Genomic DNA, 21609 nt, shown 5'->3' with positions numbered 1-21609 from the left:
AAACCCCCCAGGGCATCGCCTGCGGCCGACCGGTCGCTGAGCCACGCCATGGCCGGATGACCAGCCGTATAGCGGCCAGGGGCTTCCACGGACCGTGGCGTGGCTCATCTGCGTTGTGGGCCAGCGGTGGGTCTGTGTCCGGGAAGGAGCCGGTGACCGGCAGGTTCCTCAGCTCGAAGCCGGTAGATTGGTACACAGTAGTTTTTGCCAGCTCTTGCCATAGAAACGGATTCTGACCCGTGGTCATTCGCCTCTCCCAGCTGTTCCTGCGCACCTTGCGTGAAGATCCCGTCGACGCCGAAGTCGCCAGCCATAAGCTCCTCGTGCGCGCCGGCTACATCCGTCGCGCCGCACCGGGCATCTATACGTGGCTGCCGTTGGGATTGAGCGTCCTGCGCAAGGTCGAGGAGATCATCCGCGAGGAAATGGCCGCCATCGGCGCCCAAGAAGTCCATTTCCCTGCATTGCTGCCCAGGGAGCCCTATGAGGCCACCAACCGCTGGACCGAATACGGCGAGGGGCTGTTCCGCCTCCAGGACCGTAAGGGCGCGGACTACCTGCTCGCCCCCACGCACGAGGAGATGTTTACCCTCCTGGTCAAGGATCTGTACTCCTCGTACAAGGACCTGCCGCTGAGCCTGTACCAGATCCAAAACAAGTACCGTGACGAAGCACGTCCCCGTGCCGGCCTCCTCCGCGGCCGTGAATTCATCATGAAGGACTCCTATTCCTTCGACGTCGACGACGCCGGCCTGGATGCCAGCTACGCTGCCCACCGCGCCGCGTACCTGAAGATCTTCGAGCGCCTCGGACTCGAGGTCATCCCCGTGGCCGCAACAGCGGGTGCCATGGGTGGATCCAAGAGCGAGGAATTCCTGCACCCCACCGAAGTCGGCGAGGACACGTTCGTGCGCTCGGCAGGCGGCTATGCGGCCAACGTCGAAGCCGTGACCACTGTGGTTCCGGCCGAGATCGACTTCAGCAACGCTCCTGCCGCACGCGTCCTGGACACTCCGGACACGCCCACCATCGAAACCCTCGTGGCCGCAGCCAACCAGCTCGCTCCCCGCAGCGATTCCGACGGCGGAGCCTGGACTGCCGCCGACACCCTCAAGAATGTGGTCCTCGCCGTCACGCTGCCCACGGGCGTGCGCCAGATTGTGGTCATCGGGGTGCCGGGCGACCGCGCCGTGGACCTCAAGCGCGTCGAGGCCAACATCGGTTCTTTCCTTCCGATTGCCGGAGAAATCGGACTGGAGGCGGCGAATGAGGAAGACCTCAAGAAGATCCCGGAACTCGTCAAGGGCTACATGGGCCCCGGCTTGGTCCTCGGCGAAGCTGTGCTCGGCCTCGAAGGCACGTCCAAGTTGCTCTTCCTTGTGGACCCGCGGATTGTCTCCGGCACCAGCTGGGTCACCGGAGCGAACGAAGACGGCAAGCACGTCTTCGGTCTCGTAGCCGGCCGCGACTTCTCTTGGGATGGCGTCATTGAATGCACCGAGGTTCGCGCGGGAGACGAAGCCCCGGATGGCTCCGGTCCCTTGGAGACTGCTCGTGGCATCGAAATGGGCCACATCTTCCAACTCGGTCGCAAGTACGCCGAGGCCTTGGATTTGAAGGTCCTTGACCAGAACGGCAAGCAGGTTGTGGTCACCATGGGCTCGTATGGTGTCGGCGTGACACGTGCCGTGGCCGCCCTGGCCGAAGCCAACAACGACGACCGTGGCTTGATCTGGCCGCGCTCCGTGGCCCCGGCGGACGTCCATGTGGTCGCCGTCGGACGCGGCGAGGAAATCTTCGCGGCGGCGGAGAAACTCTCGGCGGAACTCGAGGCCGCCGGCCTCGACGTGATTTACGACGACCGTCCCAAGGTTTCCCCGGGCGTGAAGTTCGGTGACGCCGAACTCGTGGGCGTCCCCACCATCGTGGCGGTTGGACGCGGCTTGGTGGACGGCGTCGTGGAGATCAAGGACCGCCGTAGCGGCCAGGCCGAAAACGTGGCTGTCGAGAAGGCCGCCGATTACGTGGTCAACGCCGTACGCCAGAAGTGATCTCCGGCTTCGAATCTATCCAGCTCGGCACGCTCATCATGATCGTGGTGGCAGGATTCGGGGCCGGCTGGGTTGACGCGGTGGTGGGTGGCGGGGGACTGATCCAGCTCCCCGCCTTGCTCCTGGTTCCGGGGATCACCCCGGTCCAGGCGCTGGCCACCAACAAGATGGGCTCGATCTTCGGGACAACAACCAGCGCCACCACGTACTACCGGCGCGTGGGACCCGACCTCAAGACCGCCATACCGATGGCGGTGATTGCCTTGGCCGGAAGCTTCGGCGGAGCCATCCTTGCCGCCAATCTTCCCGCGAGCGTCTTCAAACCCATCATCGTCGTGGCGCTGATCGCCGTCGCGCTGTTCACGGCACTGCGGCCCAACGCCGGTGAGTTGACCGCCCTGCGCCACTACGGCCACAGGCACTACGTCGTGGCCTGCGCCATAGGTGCCGTGATCGGATTCTACGACGGTCTGATCGGCCCCGGGACCGGCTCGTTCCTCGTGATCGCCTTGGTCTCCGCCATGGGCTATGCCTTCCTCGAGGCGAGCGCCAAAGCGAAGATCGTCAACATGGCCACGAACGCCGGGGCGCTCCTGTTCTTCCTGCCTCACGGATCGCTGCTGTGGGGCTTAGGCCTCATCCTGGGCTTGTCCAACATGGCTGGCGGCTACCTCGGCGCCCGGACTGCCGTGAAGCAAGGCAGCCGCTTCGTGCGCGTGGTGTTCCTGATCGTGGTTGCCGCGTTGATCATCAAGCTCGGCATTGATGTGTGGCACGACTACTTCGCCCGATAGGCGCCCGAGCTCCTAGGTGGAGCTGATCCGGCCCGGTTCCGGCAACTCGTGCGCGGCGGGCAGGCCGTCCAAGGGCCGTCCTGCGAGAGTGCTGGCCACCCACATGGAGCGGGCCAGATCGCCTTCATGCCGTGGTCTTCCTGCATACCACAGGGCGTTTTCGACCTCGCGGACCAGGCCCCATTCGCGGGCTGCCTCGCCGTCCAGGCCAGCTGCGCTGCTGAAATCCGAGCAGCGCTCGAGGAGTGCAAGTTCCGGTGCCGTCGTGGAGAGATCGCGGATGCGGTTCCACAAGATCGGGGCCACGGCGAACTCCGCCTCCCCGATCATCGGCTGCGGATCGATAGCGACGTAGGTACGTTCTCCGATCGGCTGGGCACCGTCGAGATGCGCGAGGATATTCATGAAGTGCAGATCACAATGCACGAGGACGTCCTTGCCCGCGCGGCGTCCAACAGCGCCCCGGGTCTGGCACACCTCCAAGGCGGCTTCCAGGAGCCACCGGGGGAAAGGCTGACCGAGGCGATCCCACTCCGCGGGCAACTCGTCGCTCCAGCGCTCGGCCTGGGCCGCTATGTGCTCAAAGTCTTGCCATTCCGGGCGCTCGTCCGGCTCGATGCTGAGTTCTCTCACGAGCGTTCCCCAGACGTCGCGGGCTTCGTCCAATGGCGCGCTGTGCAAGCAACTGACGGCGTCGAGCCGCTCCAGCACCATCGCGCAGGAGGCGGCATCGGCGTCGAGCATCCGCACGGCACCGGTACCGCCCCAGAGGGCCAGCGCGTGCCGCTCGACGAGGGCTTCCGGGTGCGGGAACGCTATCTTGAGGACCGAACGGGCGCCGTTGTAGAGAACCGGAATGACGATCCCGCTATGGCCATTCCATGGTTGCGCCCCTGGTTCCAGATCAAGGGACAGATGCCAACGCTCCAAGCTGCTGTTGATCAGCCCGGGCAGCGCCGAGAGCCACGCCCGCCCCTCCGCGGTGCGGGAGTAGCGTGCTTGGAGGTCGCCAGGGATGGAAACGAAAGCAGTCATCACCGTCAGACTACCCAAGGCGCTCCTTGAGTGGTTCAGACAACTCCGCTGGAGCCCAGGAGGCTACCGATGATGAATGTCGCGGCGAGGGCGAGGGCCCCGCCGATGACAACGCGTACGGACGCGCGGACCTTCGAGCTACCGCCGATCCATGCCCCAAGGGCGCCGGTGATTGCCAGCGCGAGCAGCACGGAAATGAAGGTGAGCGGCACGCGCAGACCGGGGGGCGGAAGCAAGATCGCGAGCAAGGGCAGCACAGCGCCCAGAATGAACGCAACGGCCGAGGCGAAGGCGGCATGCCACGGGCTGACGATGTCGTCTTCGTTGATGTTCAATTCAGCGGAAAGGTGGGCGGCCAAAGCGTCGTGCTCCGTCAATTCCACGGCCACTTTCCGTGCGGTTTCAGGCCGCAGGCCTTTGGATTCGTAGATCGCGGTGAGTTCGGCCAGTTCCTCTTCGGGCTGCTCGGCCAGCTCGCGGCGCTCTTTCTCGATGAGTGCCTTCTGGCTGTCGCTTTGGCTGCTGACGGATACGTATTCGCCCAATGCCATAGACACGGCGCCACCCACGAGTCCGGCCGCGCCGGCAGCGAGGACGGCGCCTGAGTTCGTGGTGGCTCCGGCAACGCCGACCACGATGGCGGCAACGGAAACTATGCCGTCATTGGCGCCTAGGACGCCGGCTCGAAGCCAATTGAGCCGGTGGGCCAGGTCATTGGCGTGTGGTTCGTTCTCATGCAGTGCTGCAGTTTCAATGGAAGCCATGGTACAACCCAATCACTCGGGAACGGCCGCCGCTAGCAAAGAAAGGCTTTCCTATGGAGAACGTGTGGGGGACGCGAGCGACGGCAAGGAGGCCTTGTCGATCAAAAGTCCGGGGAAGGGGCCAACCGGCGTTCCCCAGGCTTGGCTGCGTTTGGCGGCGTCGACGAGACCATTGATGGCCCACTGGCGGGTCTGGCCCTCTGATAGCGCCACGAGATCGGCGTAGGCAGTCAGCGAGCTGGCCTCCATGCTTCCCAGTGCTGCTCCGGGTTTGGCGGCGAAACTATCAGGCAGGCGGTAGCCAGCTTCCCGCGGAGGCGTGGCAATACAGTGCAGGCGACCTTGAGCTTCCGCTCCCCGGAGCAGCTCCTGGTGGCGGTCCAGCCAGGTGGCGGCGGTTGCGGATTCCTTCGTATCCAGCTTTGTGAGGGCCACCTGGTACGCATAGATCGCTTCCTGTTCGGAGCTGACGACGGCGGCGAGGGCTCCGGCGAGGTCGGCTCGCGTGGAATCAGGAGGGGAAGCCGTGGCTGACGCTCCAGGCAATGCGGGGCAACTCGTCGGCGCCGTCGGGGCGGTGGTCGTCACGACCGTAGTTTCCGGTACCGGCAGACCCCAGGCCGTGGCGAGCCTTGATGACTCAAGCAGTTGAGAGGTCCCGACGGCGGCAAGCAGCCGTGCCAGGCCGCCGTCGGCGTTCGCGGCGTCTGCCAATCGCCTGAAGGCACTGGAGGAGAGCGAGGAGACGAGAGTGGCCCGTGTTGTGGGGCGGTCTTGCTTGGAGGCGGGGCTCGGGGAAGCCGTGGAGGGGGCACTCGATGTCGAGGAGCTCGAAGGCGGCAGGAGCGCTTCCGCCTGACTTGTCAGCAACATCACAGTGTCCGCGACGTCGTTGCCAGCGGAAGTTTCCCCGGCTGTGGCGCCGCCCGGCGTCGTGCCCTCCAGGAGCAATGCGCTACCCAAAAGAGTTTCGCTCGCAGAGAGGGCCTCCGCGCGGGCAGTGTCGGAAAACGGCACCGCTTGCGGTTTTCCCGCGTCCCGCGGGACAAGTACGGTGCCCACTCCCACCACGAGAACTGCAAGCAAAGCCACGAGGAGGGCTCTCATCCAGCCATGGCTTCGTGGTTTCTCGGCAGTCTTGTGGTTCACAACAGACCATGGTGTCACGCTCAGTGACAACTTGCGTCGCTTCTCGGGCCACCCCGTGCACCACGCCGCCGTAATTATCGTTAAGCTAGTAGTCACAACATCATCTATCGGGAGGCGGCTGGCCAAATGAGTCATTCGGAAGCCACGACTTCAACAGACCAGGCTGGAACGGATCCGAGCCATCCAGCACAACGCGAGGTCCGCAACCCCGAGGAGAGCAGGCTAAAGGCCCTTCTGGAGCCTGCCGTAATGGCAAACCGGCTCTACCTTGAGGATGTTGCCATCCAGGTTGCAGGCTCGCACCGGGTAGTCCACGTGGTCATCGACCTGCCCCAGGAGGAAACCGGCGGCGTCAGCCTGGACGTCATCGCCGAGATCTCCCGGGCGCTCTCGGACATCCTGGACAACGATCCCCGCACCGACGGCCGTCCGTACGATCTCGAGGTCTCTTCGCCCGGCGTCGGCCGGCCCCTGACGGAGCCGCGGCACTGGCACCGGGCCCGCGGACGCATGGTCAAGGTCAACGTCATCCAGGGCGAGAACCTGACGGGCCGAATCCAGTCGGTCGACGACGACGGCGTCACTCTGGTTCCCGAGCAAGAGGTCAAGAAGGGGATGAAGCCCAAGCAGGGCGACCCCGTGAAGATTCCTTTCGACAGGATCCGCCAAGGAAAAGTCGAGATAGAGTTCAGCCACCTCCACGAGGCCGTGCTGGAAGACGAGTACAACGGACCTTCCGAGGAGGCCTAATGGATATTGACATGAGTGCGCTGAGACTCCTGGAGCGTGAGCGTGAAATCCCGCTGGACCTCCTGATCCCCACCATCGAGCAGGCGCTCCTGGTGGCTTACCACAAGACGCCGGGCGCTTTCGAGAAGGCCCGCGCGGAGCTTGACCGCAAGAGCGGACACGTGACAATTTGGGCGACGGAAATCGACGACGACGGCGAAGCCATCGGCGAGTTCGAGGACACCCCTGCCGGGTTCGGCCGCATTGCGGCGAGCACTGCGCGGCAGATCATCCTGCAGCGCTTGCGCGACGTTGAGGACGACAACGTCCTCGGCGAATTCAAGGGCCGTGAGGGCGAACTCGTTGCGGGCTTGATCCAACAGGGCAACAACCCCCACATGATCCAAGTGAATCTTGGGTCCGTGGAAGCCCTGCTGCCGCCTCCTGAGCAGGTGCCGGGGGAGAAGTACACACACGGCAATCGCCTGCGCGCCTTTGTAGTGGACGTCCACCGCGGGACCAAAGGACCGTCCATCACCTTGTCGCGTTCACATCCGGGCCTCGTCCGGAAGCTCTTCGAACTGGAGGTTCCGGAGATCGCGGACCGATCGGTCGAGATCGTGGCGCTGGCACGCGAGGCTGGGCACCGGACCAAAATGGCCGTCAAAGCCAATACTCCCGGGATTAACGCCAAGGGCGCTTGCATTGGCGAGATGGGCTCGCGCGTGCGCGCCGTCATGACCGAACTCAACGACGAGAAAATCGACATTGTCGATTTCAGCGAGGATCCAGCGACATTCATCGCCAACTCGCTTTCCCCATCTCGCGTGAATTCCGTCACTATCACCGATGAGGCCACCCGCTCTGCCCGGGTGGTTGTTCCCGACTATCAACTGTCCCTTGCTATCGGCAAAGAAGGCCAGAACGCCCGCCTTGCGGCCAAGCTGACCGGTTGGCGCATCGACATCGTCTCCGACGCCACTCCAGCCAAGGGCAACTAGATCCTTCCAGCGCGACATAGCCCCGGATAGCCCCGCCCCGGATCCCCATATCATGCGGATTCGGTGGCCGGGCCTGCTGGGGCTTAGAATGGATGGAACCGGGCCTATGTCCGGTATCCGTGCGCTTTGGCGTGCTCGTGATTTGTAGGGGCAACAATCTCCACGAGTCAAGGGCGGCCGCCAATGAAAGCAGAATCGCAGAGACAGGTAAAGGCACTGAGGCAGGTTGATACACCCAGTGACTGAGCTGCTTCAGACCAGGCGCCAGCCTGTGCGCACCTGTATCGGATGCCGGAAACAAGGCAAGCGGAGCGAGTTGATCCGGCTTGTCGCCGAAGGCGGCGGGTCACCCGTCGTCTTAGTGGATGAACGACGCCGGATGGCTGGCCGGGGTGCGTGGCTGCACCCCAGCAGCTCATGCCTGACGCTGGCAAGCAAACGGCGTGCTTTCGCAAGGGCCCTCGCGGGCGCAAGCGAAGCCACCGCCGTCGAACGTTACCTGGCGACAGTCATACCCCCTGCCGACACCCACCACGTGGAAGCAGGAAAACCGTCCAAATCTGAAAGCGGGTTAGAAAACTGATGGAAACCCGATGAGTTCCCAGCGATGAGTGCGCAACGATGACAACTTTGTTGCGCTTTGCACAGGGTCTTTCCGCTGCATTCGTGGCGGGGGCCCGCAGTAAGAAGTAGACGGTTCGTGCCTGGCTCGGTGCGGACCGAGACAGGAGAAATGTGGCCAAGGTCCGCGTACATGAGCTCGCTAAAGAGCTCGGTATTACTTCCAAAGATGCAGTGACAAAACTGCAGGAATTGGGCGAATTCGTTCGCTCCGCCTCTTCAACAATTGAGGCCCCCGTCGTGAAGAAGCTTCGCGACGCCTACCCGGGTGCCGGCGCCGCAAAGGCGGCTGCCCCGGCAGCACCCCGCGCTGCCGCCCCTGCTGCACCCGCAGCACCCCGCGCTGCCGCCCCTGCTGCACCCGCAGCATCCCGGCCTGCTGCACCAGCAGCACCCAAGGCTCCGGTCCCCGCCCCCAAGGCTGAGGCCCCCGCCCCGGCAGCTCCTGTGGCTCCGGCAGCAACGGCAAGTCCTTTTTCCGCCAAGCCGGGCGCCCGTCCGGCCCCCAAGGCCGAAGCCCCTGCCCCCGCACGTCCGGGCAGCCAGGCTCCGCGCGCCGGCGGCCCGCGTCCGGGCAACAACCCGTTCGCGACCTCGCAGGGCATGCCCCGCGGCCGTGGCGACGGCGAGCGTCCTCCCCGCCCGGGCAACAACCCCTTTGCGACCTCGCAGGGCATGCCCCGCAGCGGTGGCCGCACTGACGGCGAACGTCCCGGAGGTCCGCGTCCCGCGGCCGGTGCAGGCGGTCCCCGTCCCGCAGCCGGTGCAGGCGGTCCCCGTCCCGCAGCCGGTTCCGGTGGACCGCGTCCGGGTGCACCCCGCCCCGGTGCCCCCCGCCCGGGCGCTCCGCGGCCCGCAGGTGGTCCCGCAGGCAACCGTCCCAGCCCGGGCATGATGCCCAACCGCACCGAGCGTCCCGCTCCCGGTGGCGCAGGCCGTCCGGGTGGCGCAGGCCGTCCCGGTGGCGGCGGCCCCGGCCGTCCGGGTGGCGCTCCTGGCGCAGGCACCGGCGGCGGAGCTCCCGCCGGCGGTGGCTTCGGCAAGGGCGGCCGTGGACGCGGCGGCACCCAGGGTGCTTTCGGCAAGGGTGGCGCAGGACGCGGCAAGCAGCGCAAGTCGAAGCGTGCAAAGCGTCAGGAACTGGAGCAGATGAGTGCTCCGTCGCTGGGCGGCGTATCCGTACCCCGCGGCGACGGCAACACCGTGGTCCGGCTCCGTCGTGGCTCGTCCATCACGGACTTCGCCGACAAGATCGAGGCGAACCCCGCAGCGCTGGTGACCGTGCTCTTCCACCTTGGTGAAATGGCAACGGCTACCCAGTCTCTGGACGAAGACACCTTCGGCCTGCTCGGCGCCGAACTCGGCTACAAGGTCCAGGTTGTCTCTCCGGAAGACGAAGAGCGCGAGCTCCTCGACTCCTTCGACATCGACCTCGATGCCGAACTGGAAGCCGAAGGCGACGACGTCCTCGAAGCGCGTCCCCCGGTGGTCACCGTCATGGGTCACGTTGACCACGGTAAGACCCGACTGCTCGACGCGATTCGGAAGACCAACGTGGTTGCCGGCGAACACGGCGGCATCACGCAGCACATCGGCGCCTACCAGATCAGCCACATCCACGAAGGCACTCCGCGCGACATCACCTTCATTGACACTCCCGGTCACGAGGCGTTCACCGCCATGCGTGCCCGTGGTGCCAAGGTCACCGACATCGCCATCCTGGTTGTCGCAGCCGACGACGGCGTCATGCCGCAGACGGTGGAAGCACTCAACCACGCACAGGCGGCCAACGTGCCGATCGTCGTCGCGGTCAACAAGATCGACAAGGACGGCGCGAACCCGGACAAGGTCAAGGGCCAGCTCACCGAGTACGGCCTGGTTCCCGAAGAATACGGTGGAGACACCATGTTCGTTGAGGTTTCTGCCCGCCAGAACATCAACATCGACGAACTGATCGACGCCGTCCTGCTGACCGCAGATGCCGCCCTGGACCTGCGCGCCAACCCGGACAAGGACGCTCGAGGCATCGCCATCGAAGCGAACCTTGACAAGGGCCGCGGAGCCGTGGCTACCGTCCTGGTCCAGTCCGGTACCTTGGCCGTCGGTGACACGATCGTGGCCGGTACAGCCCACGGCCGCGTCCGTGCCATGTTCGATGAAGACGGCAACGCCCTCGACATCGCGCTTCCGTCACGTCCGGTCCAGGTCCTGGGCCTGTCCAACGTGCCGCGCGCCGGTGACACCTTCCTGGTGACCTCCGACGAGCGTACGGCCCGCCAGATCGCTGAAAAGCGCGAAGCAGCCGATCGCAACGCGGCACTGGCCAAGCGCCGCAAGCGCATCAGCCTCGAGGACTTCGACAAGGCAGTGGCCGACGGCAAGATCGACACCCTCAACCTCATCCTCAAGGGTGACGTTTCCGGTGCCGTCGAAGCCCTCGAAGACGCCTTGCTCAAGATCGACGTCGGCACCGACGTTCAGTTGCGCGTCATCCACCGCGGTGTGGGTGCCATCACGCAGAACGACGTCAACCTCGCCACGGTGGACAACGCCATCATCATCGGCTTCAACGTCAAGCCCGCCGAGCGCGTGGCCGACCTGGCCGATCGTGAAGGCGTGGACATGCGCTTCTACTCCGTCATCTACTCGGCAATTGATGACATCGAGCTGGCCCTCAAGGGCATGCTCAAGCCGGAGTACGAGGAAGTCCAGCTCGGTACCGCCGAGGTCCGCGAAGTCTTCCGTTCTTCCAAGTTCGGAAACATCGCCGGTTCCATCGTCCGCTCGGGCATCATCCGCCGAAACACGAAGGCACGCGTCAGCCGCGATGGCAAGATCATCGGCGACAACCTGACCGTTGAGACGCTCAAGCGCTTCAAGGACGACGCCACCGAGGTCCGCACGGACTTCGAGTGTGGTATCGGTCTTGGCTCGTACAACGACATCAACGAAGGTGACATCATCGAGACCTTCGAGATGCGCGAAAAGCCGCGCGTCTAAGGTGTCCGTTTTGGGCGGGGTCGTCGGGTTTCCTGGCGGCCCCGGCCCGTTCCGCCGACATGGGGCCCCGCCCCTACGCTGGCGGCAAAGGACCTGCGATCCTTGCCGCCCAGCTTCGGCAGCGGTGGCAGCCTTCCCAATGCTCGCAAGCTCGCATCGGGTCCCTCGGCTGCCACCTTAGATGCCACCCCCGGGCCCCCATATCGGCTCCACGGGCCTCCGTGGGGACCTCGCGGTCCGTCGGTGACTTGCCTTGGGCGCGTCGCACCATACCGAACTTAAGTACGTAAGCCGCCAACGCGCCGTCGTACGCAAAATTTTAGGAGTTGAAATGGCTGATCCGGCACGCGCTGCCAAGTTGGCGCAGCGGATTAAGGTTGTTGTTGCTGAAGCACTAGGCCGGCGGATCAAGGATCCCCGGGTTGAGGGCATCACTATTACCGATGCCCGCGTCACCAACGATCTTCAGCACGCCACCGTGTACTACACCGTCTTCGGTGACGAGATTGCCCAGGCGGACGCCGCCAGGGCTTTGGAGAAGGCGAAAGGGGTCCTCCGCCAAGAGGTGGGCCGCAATATCACTGTGCGCCTGACTCCTACCTTGGAGTTCGTCGCGGACCTCATTCCGGTCAATGCGTCGAACCTTGAGGCGTTGTTGCGCACGGCCAAGGAGCGCGACGCCGAGGTGGCCGCACTGGCCGCCGGCGCCAAGCACGCAGGCGATGCAGATCCCTACAAGAGCGATGCCACGCAGGATGCGGACATCGACGAAGACGATTTTGACGAAGAAGACATCGACCTCCGCGCCGATGAAGACATCGACGAAGACGGCGGCAAATAAGCCGCCCAATCCTGGGAAGGGCCGGATCCGCAAGTCTGAAGACTGCCTGATCCGGTCTTCCCCGTTTAATAATGAAAGCCGCCTCAAAGTGGCACGCCGTCGCTAAGATCGGAGCATGGTGGCGCCCGATCCAGCTCAGAGTCCTGAAGCTTACCTTGAACACGCCGTGCGGCTCGCGGTGCAAAACGTGGCCGACGGCGGCGGTCCGTTCGGTGCAGTCGTGGTCACGCCGGACGGGCGGCTCCATGACGGCGTCAACCGGGTGACCCGCGACAACGACCCCACGGCCCACGCCGAAGTGGTCGCGATCCGGCGGGCGGCGTGGGAACTGAAAAGCTTCGATCTCAGCGGGTCGGTGCTGTACGCGAGCTGCGAACCATGCCCTTTGTGCCTCTCAGCAGCTTTGTGGGGACGAATAAGCCGCGTCTACTTTGCCGCGGACCGGCGCGGCGCTGCGGCTGCCGGTTTCGACGACGCCGTGTTCTACGAATATTTCGACGGCACCCGGCCTGAACTGCTGCCTATTCAGCACACCAAAGTTGCGGCGTCGGAAGCTCCCTTCGACGCGTGGCGGGAAAACAAGAATCGGACAGCTTATTGAACCGGGCCGCGGCGAGCCAAGCCTGCCGCCTCAAGGACGCTCGGGAAGCCGCCCGACGCCGTCGAGCAGCTGCTGGTGATCCCCGCATAGCGCGATTCTGATCCAGCCCTCGCCGATGGAACCGAACGCGGTTCCCGGTGCCACAGCCACTCCCGATTCCGCGAGGAAGCGGCGCACCCAGGCGCGGACGTTGCCGCCGCTAACATGCGAGACGTCCGCCCATAAATAGAAGGCCCCCTGGGCACCCAGGAAGGGAATGCCCTTCTTTGCCAGCACCGCTGAGGCTGCGTCACGATTGGAGCGGTAGTGCTTCCGTGCCGTGTCCACATAGTCCTGCGGGCCCGTCAGGGCTGCGACGGCGGCGTACTGGGAAGGCGAAGCCACGCAGGAGACGATTGCCTCCATGACATTGTTCATCTTCCGCTCCAGGCCCGGCGGACAAATGAGGGCCCCGATCCGCAGTCCCGTGAGTCCGTAGGTCTTGGACAGGGTCAGGGACGTGAAGACCCGGGCTTCCCCGGGAACAGTGCTGTCGAAACGGGCAGGACTCGTGTGCGGAACATCGAAGGTGAAGGCTTCGTAGCATTCATCCGAGATGATCCACAGATCATGCTTGACCGCCAGTTCCACGAGCTGGCGCGTGGCTTCCTCGCCGATCACCGCGCCCAGGGGATTGGACGGCGAATTCAGGACCAACACCTTGGTGCGCGGAGTGACCAGGACCTCAATGTCCTCGATACGGGGCTGGAACTCGTGCTCGGGATAGAGCGGATACCGTACAGGGACGGCCTGGAGCAAGTGGCTGGTCATCGCAAAAGTGGGGTAGCCCGGGTTGGGGATCAGGATCTCGTCGCCAGGGGAGAGAAGCAGGCTCATGGCGAAGTGCAGCCCCTGCTGGGCCCCGTCGACGACGTACACGCGCTCTGCGCCGATGTCCACCTGGTTGTGGGCCCGGAAACGCTCGGCAAATGCTTCCCGCAGGGCCGGGATTCCGGCGTTGGGAGTGTAGTTCGTCTCGTCCCTGTCCAAGCAGGCGATCCCCGCCTCCAGGATGTGCCGGGGCAGCGCAAAGCCGGGCTCGCCGATACTGAGGATGATCGCCCCGGGAGTCCCCCAAGCGGCCTCGGTGATCTCCCGGATCTGGTTCACGGGCACTGCGCGGATGTGTGCGGCAAGCTCAGGCATGGGAGCCATCTTAGCCGTGGCTCCCATGCGTCCAGGGGAGCCGGCGGCCGCAGGAAGCATGCCCCCGCGCGGATATACTGGGAGGCGTGCTTTCTGGACTGGTAATCGTTGATAAGCCGCAAGGATGGACCAGCCACGATGTGGTTGGTCGGATGCGGCGACTCGCCGGTACCCGGAAAGTGGGCCATGCAGGGACCCTGGACCCCATGGCCACAGGGGTGCTCGTTCTCGGCATCAACAAAGCCACGCGGCTATTGACGTACATCGTTGGCACCTCCAAGACTTACTCCGCCACCATCCGGCTCGGCGAATCCACCATCACCGACGATGCCGAAGGCGACATCACGGAGAGCCGCAATGCCAGCGCAGTCACGGACGAAGCCATTCGTGCCGGCGTCGCGCAGCTCAGCGGCGAGATCCAACAGGTTCCCAGCAGCGTCAGCGCCATCAAAGTCAACGGCGAACGGTCTTATGCCCGCGTCCGCTCGGGGGAAGAAGTCAAACTCGCCGCCCGCCCGGTGACGATCCACCGGTTCGAGATCCACGCCATCCGCGGGGTCGACGGCGGCAGGGTCGTTGACGTCGACGTCACGGTTGAGTGCTCCTCCGGCACCTACATCCGCGCCCTGGCGCGCGACCTGGGCGAGGCACTCGGCGTCGGCGGCCATCTCACGGCGCTGCGCCGCACCCGGGTGGGGCCATACTCCCTTGAACAGGCCAGGACCCTTGAACAGCTTGCCGAGGAACTGGAAGTCCTCGACATGTCCGCCGCGGCCCGGGCGCTCATGCCCAATCGGGAGCTGAGCGACGCGGAAACCACCGAGATCTCCTTTGGCCGCAGGATCGCCGCGGGGCCCGCTACCGGCACGGCTGAGGCAGCCACCGCCGAGAACCCGGCTGCCGCGTTCTCACCGGCAGGGGAGCTGGTGGCGTTGCTGGCCGATGCGGGAAGTTTCGCCAAGCCCGTCCTCGTATTCGCCCCCGACAGCGAAAAGCGGGCGCAGTAGCCATGGACGGATACTTTTACGCAGTCCTGATCGTCGGCCTGCTGTCGAGCATCATCTGCGTCGTGGCGGGCATCATGAAGAAGGCCCCGAATGACGTCACCATCCTGTCCGTCGCCGCCGTCGAACTCGTCCTGCTGGTCTATCTCGTGGGATCGATCATCCGCGTGGCGATGGGTGAAAAGATCGCGGGGGAGCCATGGGAGTTCTGGGGCTACATCATCACGGCCCTCATGCTTCCCGTGGTTGCCGTGTACTGGTCCATCCTGGAACGGACCCGTTGGAGTAATTTCGTCATGGGCGCCGTGGGCGTCACCGCATTGGTCATGGCGGCCCGCATGAACCAGATCTGGTACTGACATTGGAAGAAGCACACGAAGTGACTGTTGAAACCACCCAGAAGAAGAACCGGGACACCCGCAACACCGGCCCTGGGAGGCTGCTGATTGCGGTCTACGGGGTTTTTGCGATCTCGGCCACGGCCCGTGCCGGTTACCAGATCCTGACCAAGTTCTCGGACGCACCCTTGGCCCACATCCTCTCGGCCTTCGCAGCCGTTGTGTACATCGTGGCGACCGTCTCACTCGCGAAACCGGGCCGCACCTGGTTCAAAGTTTCGTTGGCCGCCGTCCTTGTGGAGCTGCTCGGAGTGATCGTGGTTGGTGCCATCAGCCTTTTCGATCCCGTGGCTTTCCCGCACGACACCGTGTGGTCCTTGTTCGGCCGCGGATATGGCTTTGTCCCGTTGATCCTGCCGGTTCTCGGCCTGCTTTGGCTCTACCGCCGACGTCCGGCACGGCTGACGGAGTAGGAAGGGCGGGCCTTGGCTCCCGGGCAGGAGAGCCCTGGAGAACAGGTAACCTTAGAGAATTCCGGCGCCGGAACAGGCCGCCAGAGCATAGCGATTACCAGCAGCAAAAAGGCGAGGTTGATGGTGCACATTTGGAACGATCCCACCGAAGTCCCCGAGGATTTCGGTCCCTGCGTCGTCACCATCGGGAATTTTGACGGCGTCCATCGCGGACACCAGCAAGTGCTGGCGCAGCTGTTGCGCACGGCAGGGCAGCACGGTAACCGGTCCGTCGTCGTGACTTTCGATCCGCACCCCGCCCAAGTCCACCAACCCGACTCCGCGCCCGAGCTCATCATGGGGTTGCAGGACAAACTCGATGCCTTGGCCGCCGCTGGCTTGGATGCCGTCCTCGTCATGAAGTACAATCTTGCACTTGCCGGCATGACCCCCGAGGAATTCGTCGGGACCGTTCTGCTGGATGGGCTTCACGCGGCGCACGTCGTGGTGGGCCACGATCTCCGTTTCGGCGTAGGCAACTCCGGCGACGTCGGCACGATGCAGGCCCTCGGCAAGAAGCTGGGATTCGGTGTTCAGGTCATCAATGAGTTTGGTGCGGAGGATTTTCCAGTGCACGACGACGGCGGCACCCCCCGCCGCTGTTCTTCCACCTGGGTACGCGAGGCCCTCGCGGAAGGCGACGTCGAGACCGCAGCCGTCATCCTCGGACGCCCGCACCGAATGCGGGGTGAAGTGGTCCATGGGGCCGCGCGCGGACGCGCCCTTGGCTTTCCCACGGCGAACCTCGACCATAGCGCAACGGGCTATGTTCCCGCGGATGGAATTTACGCGGGCTGGCTTGTTGACGAGTCCGGAACCCGGTGGCCCGCCGCGATTTCCGTGGGCTCCAACCCCACGTTCGACGGTGTGAGCCGACAAGTGGAAGCCCACGTGATCGACCGTCCGGAAGAGGCCGTGGAGGATTTCAACCTATACGGCCAGACCGTGGTCGTGGAATTTACTGCGCGGCTCCGAGGCATGGTGGCCTACCGCGGACCCGAGGCACTTGTCGACCAGATGGGCCTGGACGTCATCCAGGCCCACGATCTCTTGTTGAATAAGTAGCGGCGTAAAGTGAGCGTTGGGGAAATATCAGGCCACTTGGCGACGGTATCGTCAAGGATTTCCGCTCACGCATGAGCTACGGCTCCTCCCTGAAGCTTCCTGTGCTGCTCAGCGCCCAGCAAGCTGTCAGTCAGCCGGGGCACCATGACGAACTTTTGTTCATCCTCCAGCACCAGACCATCGAGCTCTGGCTGAAGCCGGTCCTGCATGAACTCCGGACCGGAACCGGAGGTTCCAGCGGCGTTTCCTTCTTTCAGAAGGCCCTTGAACCGACGTTCGTCCCGGAACTGTTCGCCGTCCGCACCGAGATCGGGCAGTGATCCGCTCCGGTCTTTGAGGAGGGTCACACTGCAGCTTTCGACAACATCGCCGGGCTGCCGGTAAACTGGGGGATGGATCCGGCTGCAGTCCGTGGCGGCTGGACCTGTTTTGTGTGAAGTCTTTGGCACAAACAACCCGGCAGCGAGGCGCTGAATCGGGACGCACGGCACAACTCTAGGAGTTCACGTGGCACTTGAAGCCGCTGTCAAGCAGTCCATCATCGAGGCATACGCAACGTCCAAGGGCGACACCGGTTCGCCGGAGGTCCAGATTGCAGTCCTCACTCAGCGGATCAAAGATCTGACTGAGCACATGAAGGAGCACAAGCACGACTTCCACACCCAGCGTGGCCTGCTGGCCATGGTGGGTCGTCGCAAGCGCATGCTGGGCTACCTCAAGAAGACTGACATTGCCCGCTACCGTGCGCTCATCGAGCGCCTCGGCCTGCGCCGCTAGTTTGACTTCGGGCGGCCCGATCCTCCGCGGAACGGGCCGCCTTTTCTCCATAACTACATCCAACTTTTAACAGGAGTTCAACCGCATCGCGCATTCGCGGTCCTCGGTAGTGATCTCCGGGAGCGGCCTTCTGTGACGAAGGCGCAGCCCGTGGGTCTCGATCGATGACCGGGTGTCGTACAGGCCAGGAACAGACGCTGGCCTGGGTCGATGCGGGAGGACTTCCGCTCAACAAGAAACGGAGGTGACTCTCAATGGAGGGTCCCGAAATCCAGTTCTCAGAAGCCATCATCGATAATGGCCGCTTCGGCAAGCGTGTTATCCGCTTCGAAACAGGCCGCCTTGCCAAGCAGGCAGCCGGCGCAGCGATGGTCTACATCGACGAAGACACCGCACTGCTGTCCGCAACCACCGCGGGCAAGTCTCCGCGTGAAGGTTTCGACTTCTTCCCGCTGACCGTGGATGTCGAGGAGCGCATGTACGCTGCCGGCCGCATCCCGGGCTCGTTCTTCCGCCGTGAAGGCCGCCCGTCCACCGAAGCCATCCTGGCTTGTCGCCTCATGGACCGCCCCTTGCGCCCGGCTTTCGTCAAGGGCCTTCGCAACGAGGTCCAGATTGTCGTCACTGTGCTGGCGATCAACCCGGACGAGCTCTACGACGTCGTCGCCATCAACGCTTCGTCCATGTCCACCCAGCTTTCCGGACTGCCGTTCTCCGGCCCGATCGGTGGCGTCCGCGTTGCCCTCGTCGCCGACGAACAGGGCAGCGAATGGGTTGCGTTCCCGAAGCACTCCCAGCTCCAGAACGCCGTCTTCAACATGGTCGTCGCCGGGCGTGTTGCTGGTGACGACGTCGCCATCATGATGGTTGAAGCCGAAGCCACCGACAACTCCTGGAACCTCATCAAGGAACAGGGCGCAACCGCTCCCACCGAAGAGGTCGTCTCCGAGGGCCTCGAGGCCGCCAAGCCGTTCATCAAGGCCCTGTGCGAAGCCCAGGCCGACCTGGCTGCCCGCGCTGCCAAGCCGACGGTTGAGTTCCCGATCTTCCTGGACTACCAGGACGATGCCTACGCCGCCGTTGAAGCCGCTGCCGCCGAGAAGCTTGCTGCTGTCTTCCAGATTGCCGACAAGCAGGACCGCGACAACGCATCCGACGAGCTCAAGGACGAGGTCCTCAGTGCCCTCGCCGGCCAGTTCGAGGGCCGTGAGAAGGAACTGTCCGCAGCCTTCCGCTCCCTGACCAAGCAGGTTGTGCGCCAGCGCATCCTCAAGGACCAGATCCGCATCGACGGCCGTGGCCTGACGGACATCCGCCAGCTGACCGCCGAGGTGGAGGTCCTGCCGCGCGTTCACGGCTCCGCCATCTTCGAGCGCGGCGAAACCCAGATCCTGGGTGTCACCACGCTGAACATGCTCAAGATGGAACAGCAGATCGACTCGCTGTCTCCCGTCACCCGCAAGCGCTACATGCACAACTACAACTTCCCGCCGTACTCCACCGGTGAGACCGGTCGCGTCGGTTCCCCGAAGCGCCGCGAAATCGGCCACGGTGCACTCGCCGAGCGCGCCCTGGTTCCGGTGCTGCCGTCCCGCGAGGAATTCCCGTACGCCATCCGCCAGGTGTCCGAGGCCCTTAGCTCCAACGGTTCGACGTCGATGGGTTCCGTCTGTGCCTCAACGCTGTCCCTGCTCAACGCAGGTGTGCCGCTGAAGGCCGCTGTTGCCGGTATCGCCATGGGCCTGGTTTCCGACCAGGTTGATGGCCAGACCCGCTACGCTGCACTGACCGACATCCTCGGCGCCGAAGACGCCTTCGGCGACATGGACTTCAAAGTTGCCGGTACGTCCGAGTTCGTCACGGCCATCCAGCTGGACACCAAGCTCGACGGCATCCCGGCGTCGGTCCTGGCAGCAGCCCTGAAGCAGGCCCGCGAAGCCCGCCTCCACATCCTGGACGTCATCAACGCCGCCATCGACACTCCGGACGAGCTTTCCGAGTTCGCACCGCGCGTGATCGCCGTCAACATCCCCGTTGACAAGATCGGCGAGGTCATCGGCCCGAAGGGCAAGATGATCAACCAGATCCAGGAAGACACCGGCGCCGACATCTCGATCGAGGACGACGGCACGGTCTACATCGGTGCTACCAATGGTCCGTCTGCCGAGGCAGCACGCGCCGCGGTCAACGCCATCGCCAACCCGCAGATCCCGGAAATCGGTGAGCGCTACTTGGGTACAGTCGTCAAGACCACTACCTTCGGCGCGTTCGTATCCCTGACCCCGGGCAAGGACGGCCTGCTGCACATCTCCGAGCTTCGCAAGCTCGCGAGCGGCAAGCGCGTGGACAACGTTGATGACGTCGTCTCCGTGGGCCAGAAGATCCAGGTCGAGATCACCAAGATCGATGACCGTGGCAAGCTCTCCCTCTCCCCGGTGGTGGCCGAGGAAGAAGGCGCTGCTTCAGAGGAAGCTTCCGTCGAAGAGGCTGAAGTATCCGCAGAGTAGCCTGAAACGGCACGCATGCGGCAGGACCGGTGGACATGTCTACCGGTCCTGCCGGTCTTAACAACGAAACCCCGTCCCAAGGGCGATGAACCCGCTGGTACGATTGCAGCCAGATTTGGCACCCGTGAATTCTCGCAGAACTGAAAGGTCTTGATGACTGTCGTACCCCTCCCCCTGGCGCAGACCGTGCCCGGCGGCGAACTGATCCATGGTGCCGAAGGCGGCTCCGTTGTCCGGCGTTCAGTGCTTCCGGGGGGCGTTCGGGTGCTCACCGAGGCCATGCCGGGGCAGCGCTCGGCAACCATCGGATTCTGGGTGGGTGTCGGTTCCCGGGACGAAGCGGACGGCCAACATGGCTCCACCCATTTCCTGGAACATCTCTTGTTCAAAGGCACCAAGAGACGGACGGCCTTGGAGATCGCTTCTGCCTTCGACGAGGTGGGCGGTGAATCGAATGCCGCCACAGCGAAGGAAAGCACTTGCTACTTTGCGCGGGTGCTGGATACGGACTTGCCCATGGCTATTGACGTCATTGCGGACATGATCACCGGCGCCGTGCTGGATCCTGCAGAACTCGAGCAGGAACGCGACGTGATCCTCGAGGAAATCGCGATGGACAGCGACGACCCCACCGACGTCGCGCATGAAAAATTCGTCGCCGCCGTCCTCGGGCTGCATCCGCTTGGCCGCCCGATCGGTGGTACCCCTGCCGCCATCAAGGCGGTGTCCCGCGACTCGGTGTGGGAGCACTACCGGCGCTATTACCGTCCGGACGAGATCGTCATCACTGCCGCCGGCGGCTTGGACCACGACGTCGTCTGTCGCCTGGTGCTCGATGCCTTGCGGACGGCCGGCTGGGAGCTGAAGGACACCGTTGCCCCCGTTGAACGCCGCTCCACCGAGCGTGCCGAAATTACGGGCACCGCTGGGTTACATGTGATCAAGCGTCCCGTGGAGCAGGCCAACATCATCATGGGTTGCCCGTCCATCGTTGCCACCGACGACCGCCGCTTTGTCATGAGCGTCCTCAACGCGGTCCTGGGTGGCGGCATGTCCTCGCGGCTCTTCCAGGAGATCCGCGAAAAGCGGGGCCTCGTGTATTCGACCTACTCTTTTGCCTCCGCCTATGCGGACGCAGGTTACTTCGGCATGTACGCCGGCTGCACGCCGTCGAAGGTCAAACAGGTCCTGGAACTCCTGGGCGCCGAACTGGACAAGCTTGCTTCTGACGGGATCACCGATGAAGAACTGCGCAAGGCCGTAGGCCAACTGTGCGGTGGAATCGTTCTGGCCCTTGAGGACACGGGTTCCCGGATGTCCCGCCTTGGCCGCGCCGAACTCGTCTCCGGCGAATTCCAGGACATCGACGAAACCCTTGCCCGCATCAAGGCCGTCACAGCCGGGCAAGTCCAGGAACTCGCCCGTGTGCTCGCTGTAGCTCCGCGCACGGTAACCGTCGTCGGACCCTTCGACGAAACTGAGACGTTCGGCCTCTGAACGCAGCACCCACCCATGGACATGCCCCCCGCTTGAACCTACGAATGGACATAACCCTGATATGCCCATTCCTGGCTTGGAACTGGGGGCATGTCCGGTGGTGCGCGTTGGATGCTCCCATGGGACATGCGCCCCGGT

19 protein-coding genes and 1 pseudogene are annotated in these 21609 nt (G+C 64.2%); 16 read left to right on the top strand and 4 right to left on the bottom strand.

What is annotated here, in order from left to right:
• The first annotated feature begins 239 nt into the window (after window positions 1-239).
• Together ABD884_RS15520 and ABD884_RS15515 are read left to right on the top strand one after the other, a co-directional pair.
• Entirely contained in the window at window positions 240-2051 is a 1812-nt protein-coding gene (locus tag ABD884_RS15520) for a proline--tRNA ligase (protein WP_345047506.1), read from the top strand.
• Window positions 2048-2845 (top strand): sulfite exporter TauE/SafE family protein, encoded by a 798-nt coding sequence (locus ABD884_RS15515; protein ID WP_345047502.1) that lies wholly within the window; start codon window positions 2048-2050, stop codon window positions 2843-2845. Before ABD884_RS15520 ends, ABD884_RS15515 begins: the two co-directional genes overlap by 4 nt.
• Window positions 2846-2857: 12 nt before the next feature.
• Here the strand turns inward: ABD884_RS15515 and ABD884_RS15510 are convergent, their stop codons facing one another.
• Genes ABD884_RS15510 through ABD884_RS15500 form a run of 3 tightly spaced genes read right to left on the bottom strand, consistent with a single transcriptional unit; the run spans window position 2858 to window position 5889 of the window.
• The gene (locus ABD884_RS15510) at window positions 2858-3880 is read right to left on the bottom strand and encodes an aminoglycoside phosphotransferase family protein (RefSeq protein WP_345047499.1); all 1023 of its coding nucleotides are present in this window, start codon (window positions 3878-3880) and stop codon (window positions 2858-2860) included.
• Between the two features lie 35 nt (window positions 3881-3915).
• The gene (locus ABD884_RS15505; protein ID WP_028266590.1) at window positions 3916-4644 is read right to left on the bottom strand and encodes a VIT1/CCC1 transporter family protein; all 729 of its coding nucleotides are present in this window, start codon (window positions 4642-4644) and stop codon (window positions 3916-3918) included.
• A 51-nt stretch (window positions 4645-4695) separates the two neighbouring features.
• The gene (locus tag ABD884_RS15500) at window positions 4696-5889 is read right to left on the bottom strand and encodes a ferritin-like domain-containing protein (protein WP_345047496.1); all 1194 of its coding nucleotides are present in this window, start codon (window positions 5887-5889) and stop codon (window positions 4696-4698) included.
• Window positions 5890-5919: 30 nt separating this feature from the next.
• Between ABD884_RS15500 and rimP the strand changes: the two genes are divergently transcribed.
• The 6 genes from rimP to ABD884_RS15470 all read left to right on the top strand — a co-directional run bounded on the left by rimP (window position 5920) and on the right by ABD884_RS15470 (window position 12586).
• On the top strand, window positions 5920-6543 hold the full coding sequence (gene rimP, locus ABD884_RS15495; protein ID WP_345047494.1) for a ribosome maturation factor RimP: 624 nt from the start codon (window positions 5920-5922) through the stop codon (window positions 6541-6543).
• Window positions 6543-7523, top strand: coding sequence for a transcription termination factor NusA (gene nusA / locus ABD884_RS15490; RefSeq protein ID WP_028266593.1), 981 nt, complete (start codon window positions 6543-6545; stop codon window positions 7521-7523). The genes rimP and nusA overlap by 1 nt, the downstream gene beginning before the upstream one ends.
• 271 nt (window positions 7524-7794) lie before the next feature.
• Complete coding sequence (locus ABD884_RS15485) at window positions 7795-8106, top strand: YlxR family protein (RefSeq protein ID WP_345047491.1); 312 nt, start codon at window positions 7795-7797, stop codon at window positions 8104-8106.
• A 152-nt stretch (window positions 8107-8258) separates the two neighbouring features.
• Entirely contained in the window at window positions 8259-11144 is a 2886-nt protein-coding gene (infB, locus tag ABD884_RS15480; RefSeq protein WP_345047489.1) for a translation initiation factor IF-2, read from the top strand.
• Window positions 11145-11475: 331 nt separating this feature from the next.
• Complete coding sequence (rbfA, locus tag ABD884_RS15475; RefSeq protein ID WP_345047484.1) at window positions 11476-11985, top strand: 30S ribosome-binding factor RbfA; 510 nt, start codon at window positions 11476-11478, stop codon at window positions 11983-11985.
• A gap of 115 nt (window positions 11986-12100) precedes the next feature.
• Window positions 12101-12586, top strand: a complete 486-nt coding sequence (locus ABD884_RS15470) for a nucleoside deaminase (protein ID WP_345047482.1) — start codon at window positions 12101-12103, stop codon at window positions 12584-12586.
• 30 nt (window positions 12587-12616) lie between these two features.
• On the opposite strand, the gene ABD884_RS15465 is transcribed toward ABD884_RS15470, so the two are convergent.
• Window positions 12617-13771, bottom strand: a complete 1155-nt coding sequence (locus ABD884_RS15465; protein ID WP_345047479.1) for a pyridoxal phosphate-dependent aminotransferase — start codon at window positions 13769-13771, stop codon at window positions 12617-12619.
• 86 nt (window positions 13772-13857) lie between these two features.
• Between ABD884_RS15465 and truB the strand changes: the two genes are divergently transcribed.
• The 8 genes and pseudogenes from truB (at window position 13858) to ABD884_RS15425 (ending at window position 21471) form a co-directional block, all read left to right on the top strand.
• A complete protein-coding gene (truB, locus tag ABD884_RS15460) occupies window positions 13858-14778 on the top strand; it encodes a tRNA pseudouridine(55) synthase TruB (RefSeq protein WP_345047477.1) in 921 nt (306 codons plus the stop codon).
• A 2-nt stretch (window positions 14779-14780) separates the two neighbouring features.
• Entirely contained in the window at window positions 14781-15134 is a 354-nt protein-coding gene (locus tag ABD884_RS15455) for a hypothetical protein (protein WP_345047474.1), read from the top strand.
• 2 nt (window positions 15135-15136) lie between these two features.
• A complete protein-coding gene (locus ABD884_RS15450; protein ID WP_376953552.1) occupies window positions 15137-15586 on the top strand; it encodes a hypothetical protein in 450 nt (149 codons plus the stop codon).
• Window positions 15587-15706: 120 nt separating this feature from the next.
• Window positions 15707-16690 (top strand): bifunctional riboflavin kinase/FAD synthetase, encoded by a 984-nt coding sequence (locus ABD884_RS15445; RefSeq protein WP_345047470.1) that lies wholly within the window; start codon window positions 15707-15709, stop codon window positions 16688-16690.
• 26 nt (window positions 16691-16716) lie between these two features.
• Window positions 16717-16911: pseudogene (locus ABD884_RS15440) on the top strand (tryptophan 2,3-dioxygenase family protein); the annotation flags it as partial.
• Window positions 16912-17197: 286 nt separating this feature from the next.
• On the top strand, window positions 17198-17467 hold the full coding sequence (gene rpsO / locus ABD884_RS15435) for a 30S ribosomal protein S15 (RefSeq protein WP_028266602.1): 270 nt from the start codon (window positions 17198-17200) through the stop codon (window positions 17465-17467).
• Between the two features lie 254 nt (window positions 17468-17721).
• Window positions 17722-19974 (top strand): polyribonucleotide nucleotidyltransferase, encoded by a 2253-nt coding sequence (locus tag ABD884_RS15430; protein WP_345047462.1) that lies wholly within the window; start codon window positions 17722-17724, stop codon window positions 19972-19974.
• 153 nt (window positions 19975-20127) lie between these two features.
• Window positions 20128-21471, top strand: a complete 1344-nt coding sequence (locus tag ABD884_RS15425) for a M16 family metallopeptidase (RefSeq protein ID WP_345047459.1) — start codon at window positions 20128-20130, stop codon at window positions 21469-21471.
• Window positions 21472-21609: the final 138 nt, after the last annotated feature.

Source organism: Arthrobacter methylotrophus (assembly GCF_039539965.1).
Taxonomy (GTDB): Bacteria; Actinomycetota; Actinomycetes; order Actinomycetales; family Micrococcaceae; genus Arthrobacter; species Arthrobacter methylotrophus.
Note: the sequence above shows the minus strand (reverse complement) of the source record. Positions and strands in the feature narration are given on the sequence as shown.

Bases quoted from the DNA above. Each gene is read 5' to 3' on its own strand.
- rimP (WP_345047494.1), top strand. From the start codon at position 5,920: ATGAGTCATTCGGAAGCCACGACTTCAACAGACCAGGCTGGAACGGAT.
- ABD884_RS15430 (WP_345047462.1), top strand. From the start codon at position 17,722: ATGGAGGGTCCCGAAATCCAGTTCTCAGAAGCCATCATCGATAATGGC.
- ABD884_RS15510 (WP_345047499.1), bottom strand. From the start codon at position 3,880: ATGACTGCTTTCGTTTCCATCCCTGGCGACCTCCAAGCACGCTACTCC.
- ABD884_RS15425 (WP_345047459.1), top strand. From the start codon at position 20,128: ATGACTGTCGTACCCCTCCCCCTGGCGCAGACCGTGCCCGGCGGCGAA.
- ABD884_RS15470 (WP_345047482.1), top strand. From the start codon at position 12,101: ATGGTGGCGCCCGATCCAGCTCAGAGTCCTGAAGCTTACCTTGAACAC.
- rbfA (WP_345047484.1), top strand. From the start codon at position 11,476: ATGGCTGATCCGGCACGCGCTGCCAAGTTGGCGCAGCGGATTAAGGTT.
- nusA (WP_028266593.1), top strand. From the start codon at position 6,543: ATGGATATTGACATGAGTGCGCTGAGACTCCTGGAGCGTGAGCGTGAA.
- ABD884_RS15445 (WP_345047470.1), top strand. From the start codon at position 15,707: ATGGTGCACATTTGGAACGATCCCACCGAAGTCCCCGAGGATTTCGGT.
- ABD884_RS15455 (WP_345047474.1), top strand. From the start codon at position 14,781: ATGGACGGATACTTTTACGCAGTCCTGATCGTCGGCCTGCTGTCGAGC.
- ABD884_RS15505 (WP_028266590.1), bottom strand. From the start codon at position 4,644: ATGGCTTCCATTGAAACTGCAGCACTGCATGAGAACGAACCACACGCC.
- ABD884_RS15465 (WP_345047479.1), bottom strand. From the start codon at position 13,771: ATGCCTGAGCTTGCCGCACACATCCGCGCAGTGCCCGTGAACCAGATC.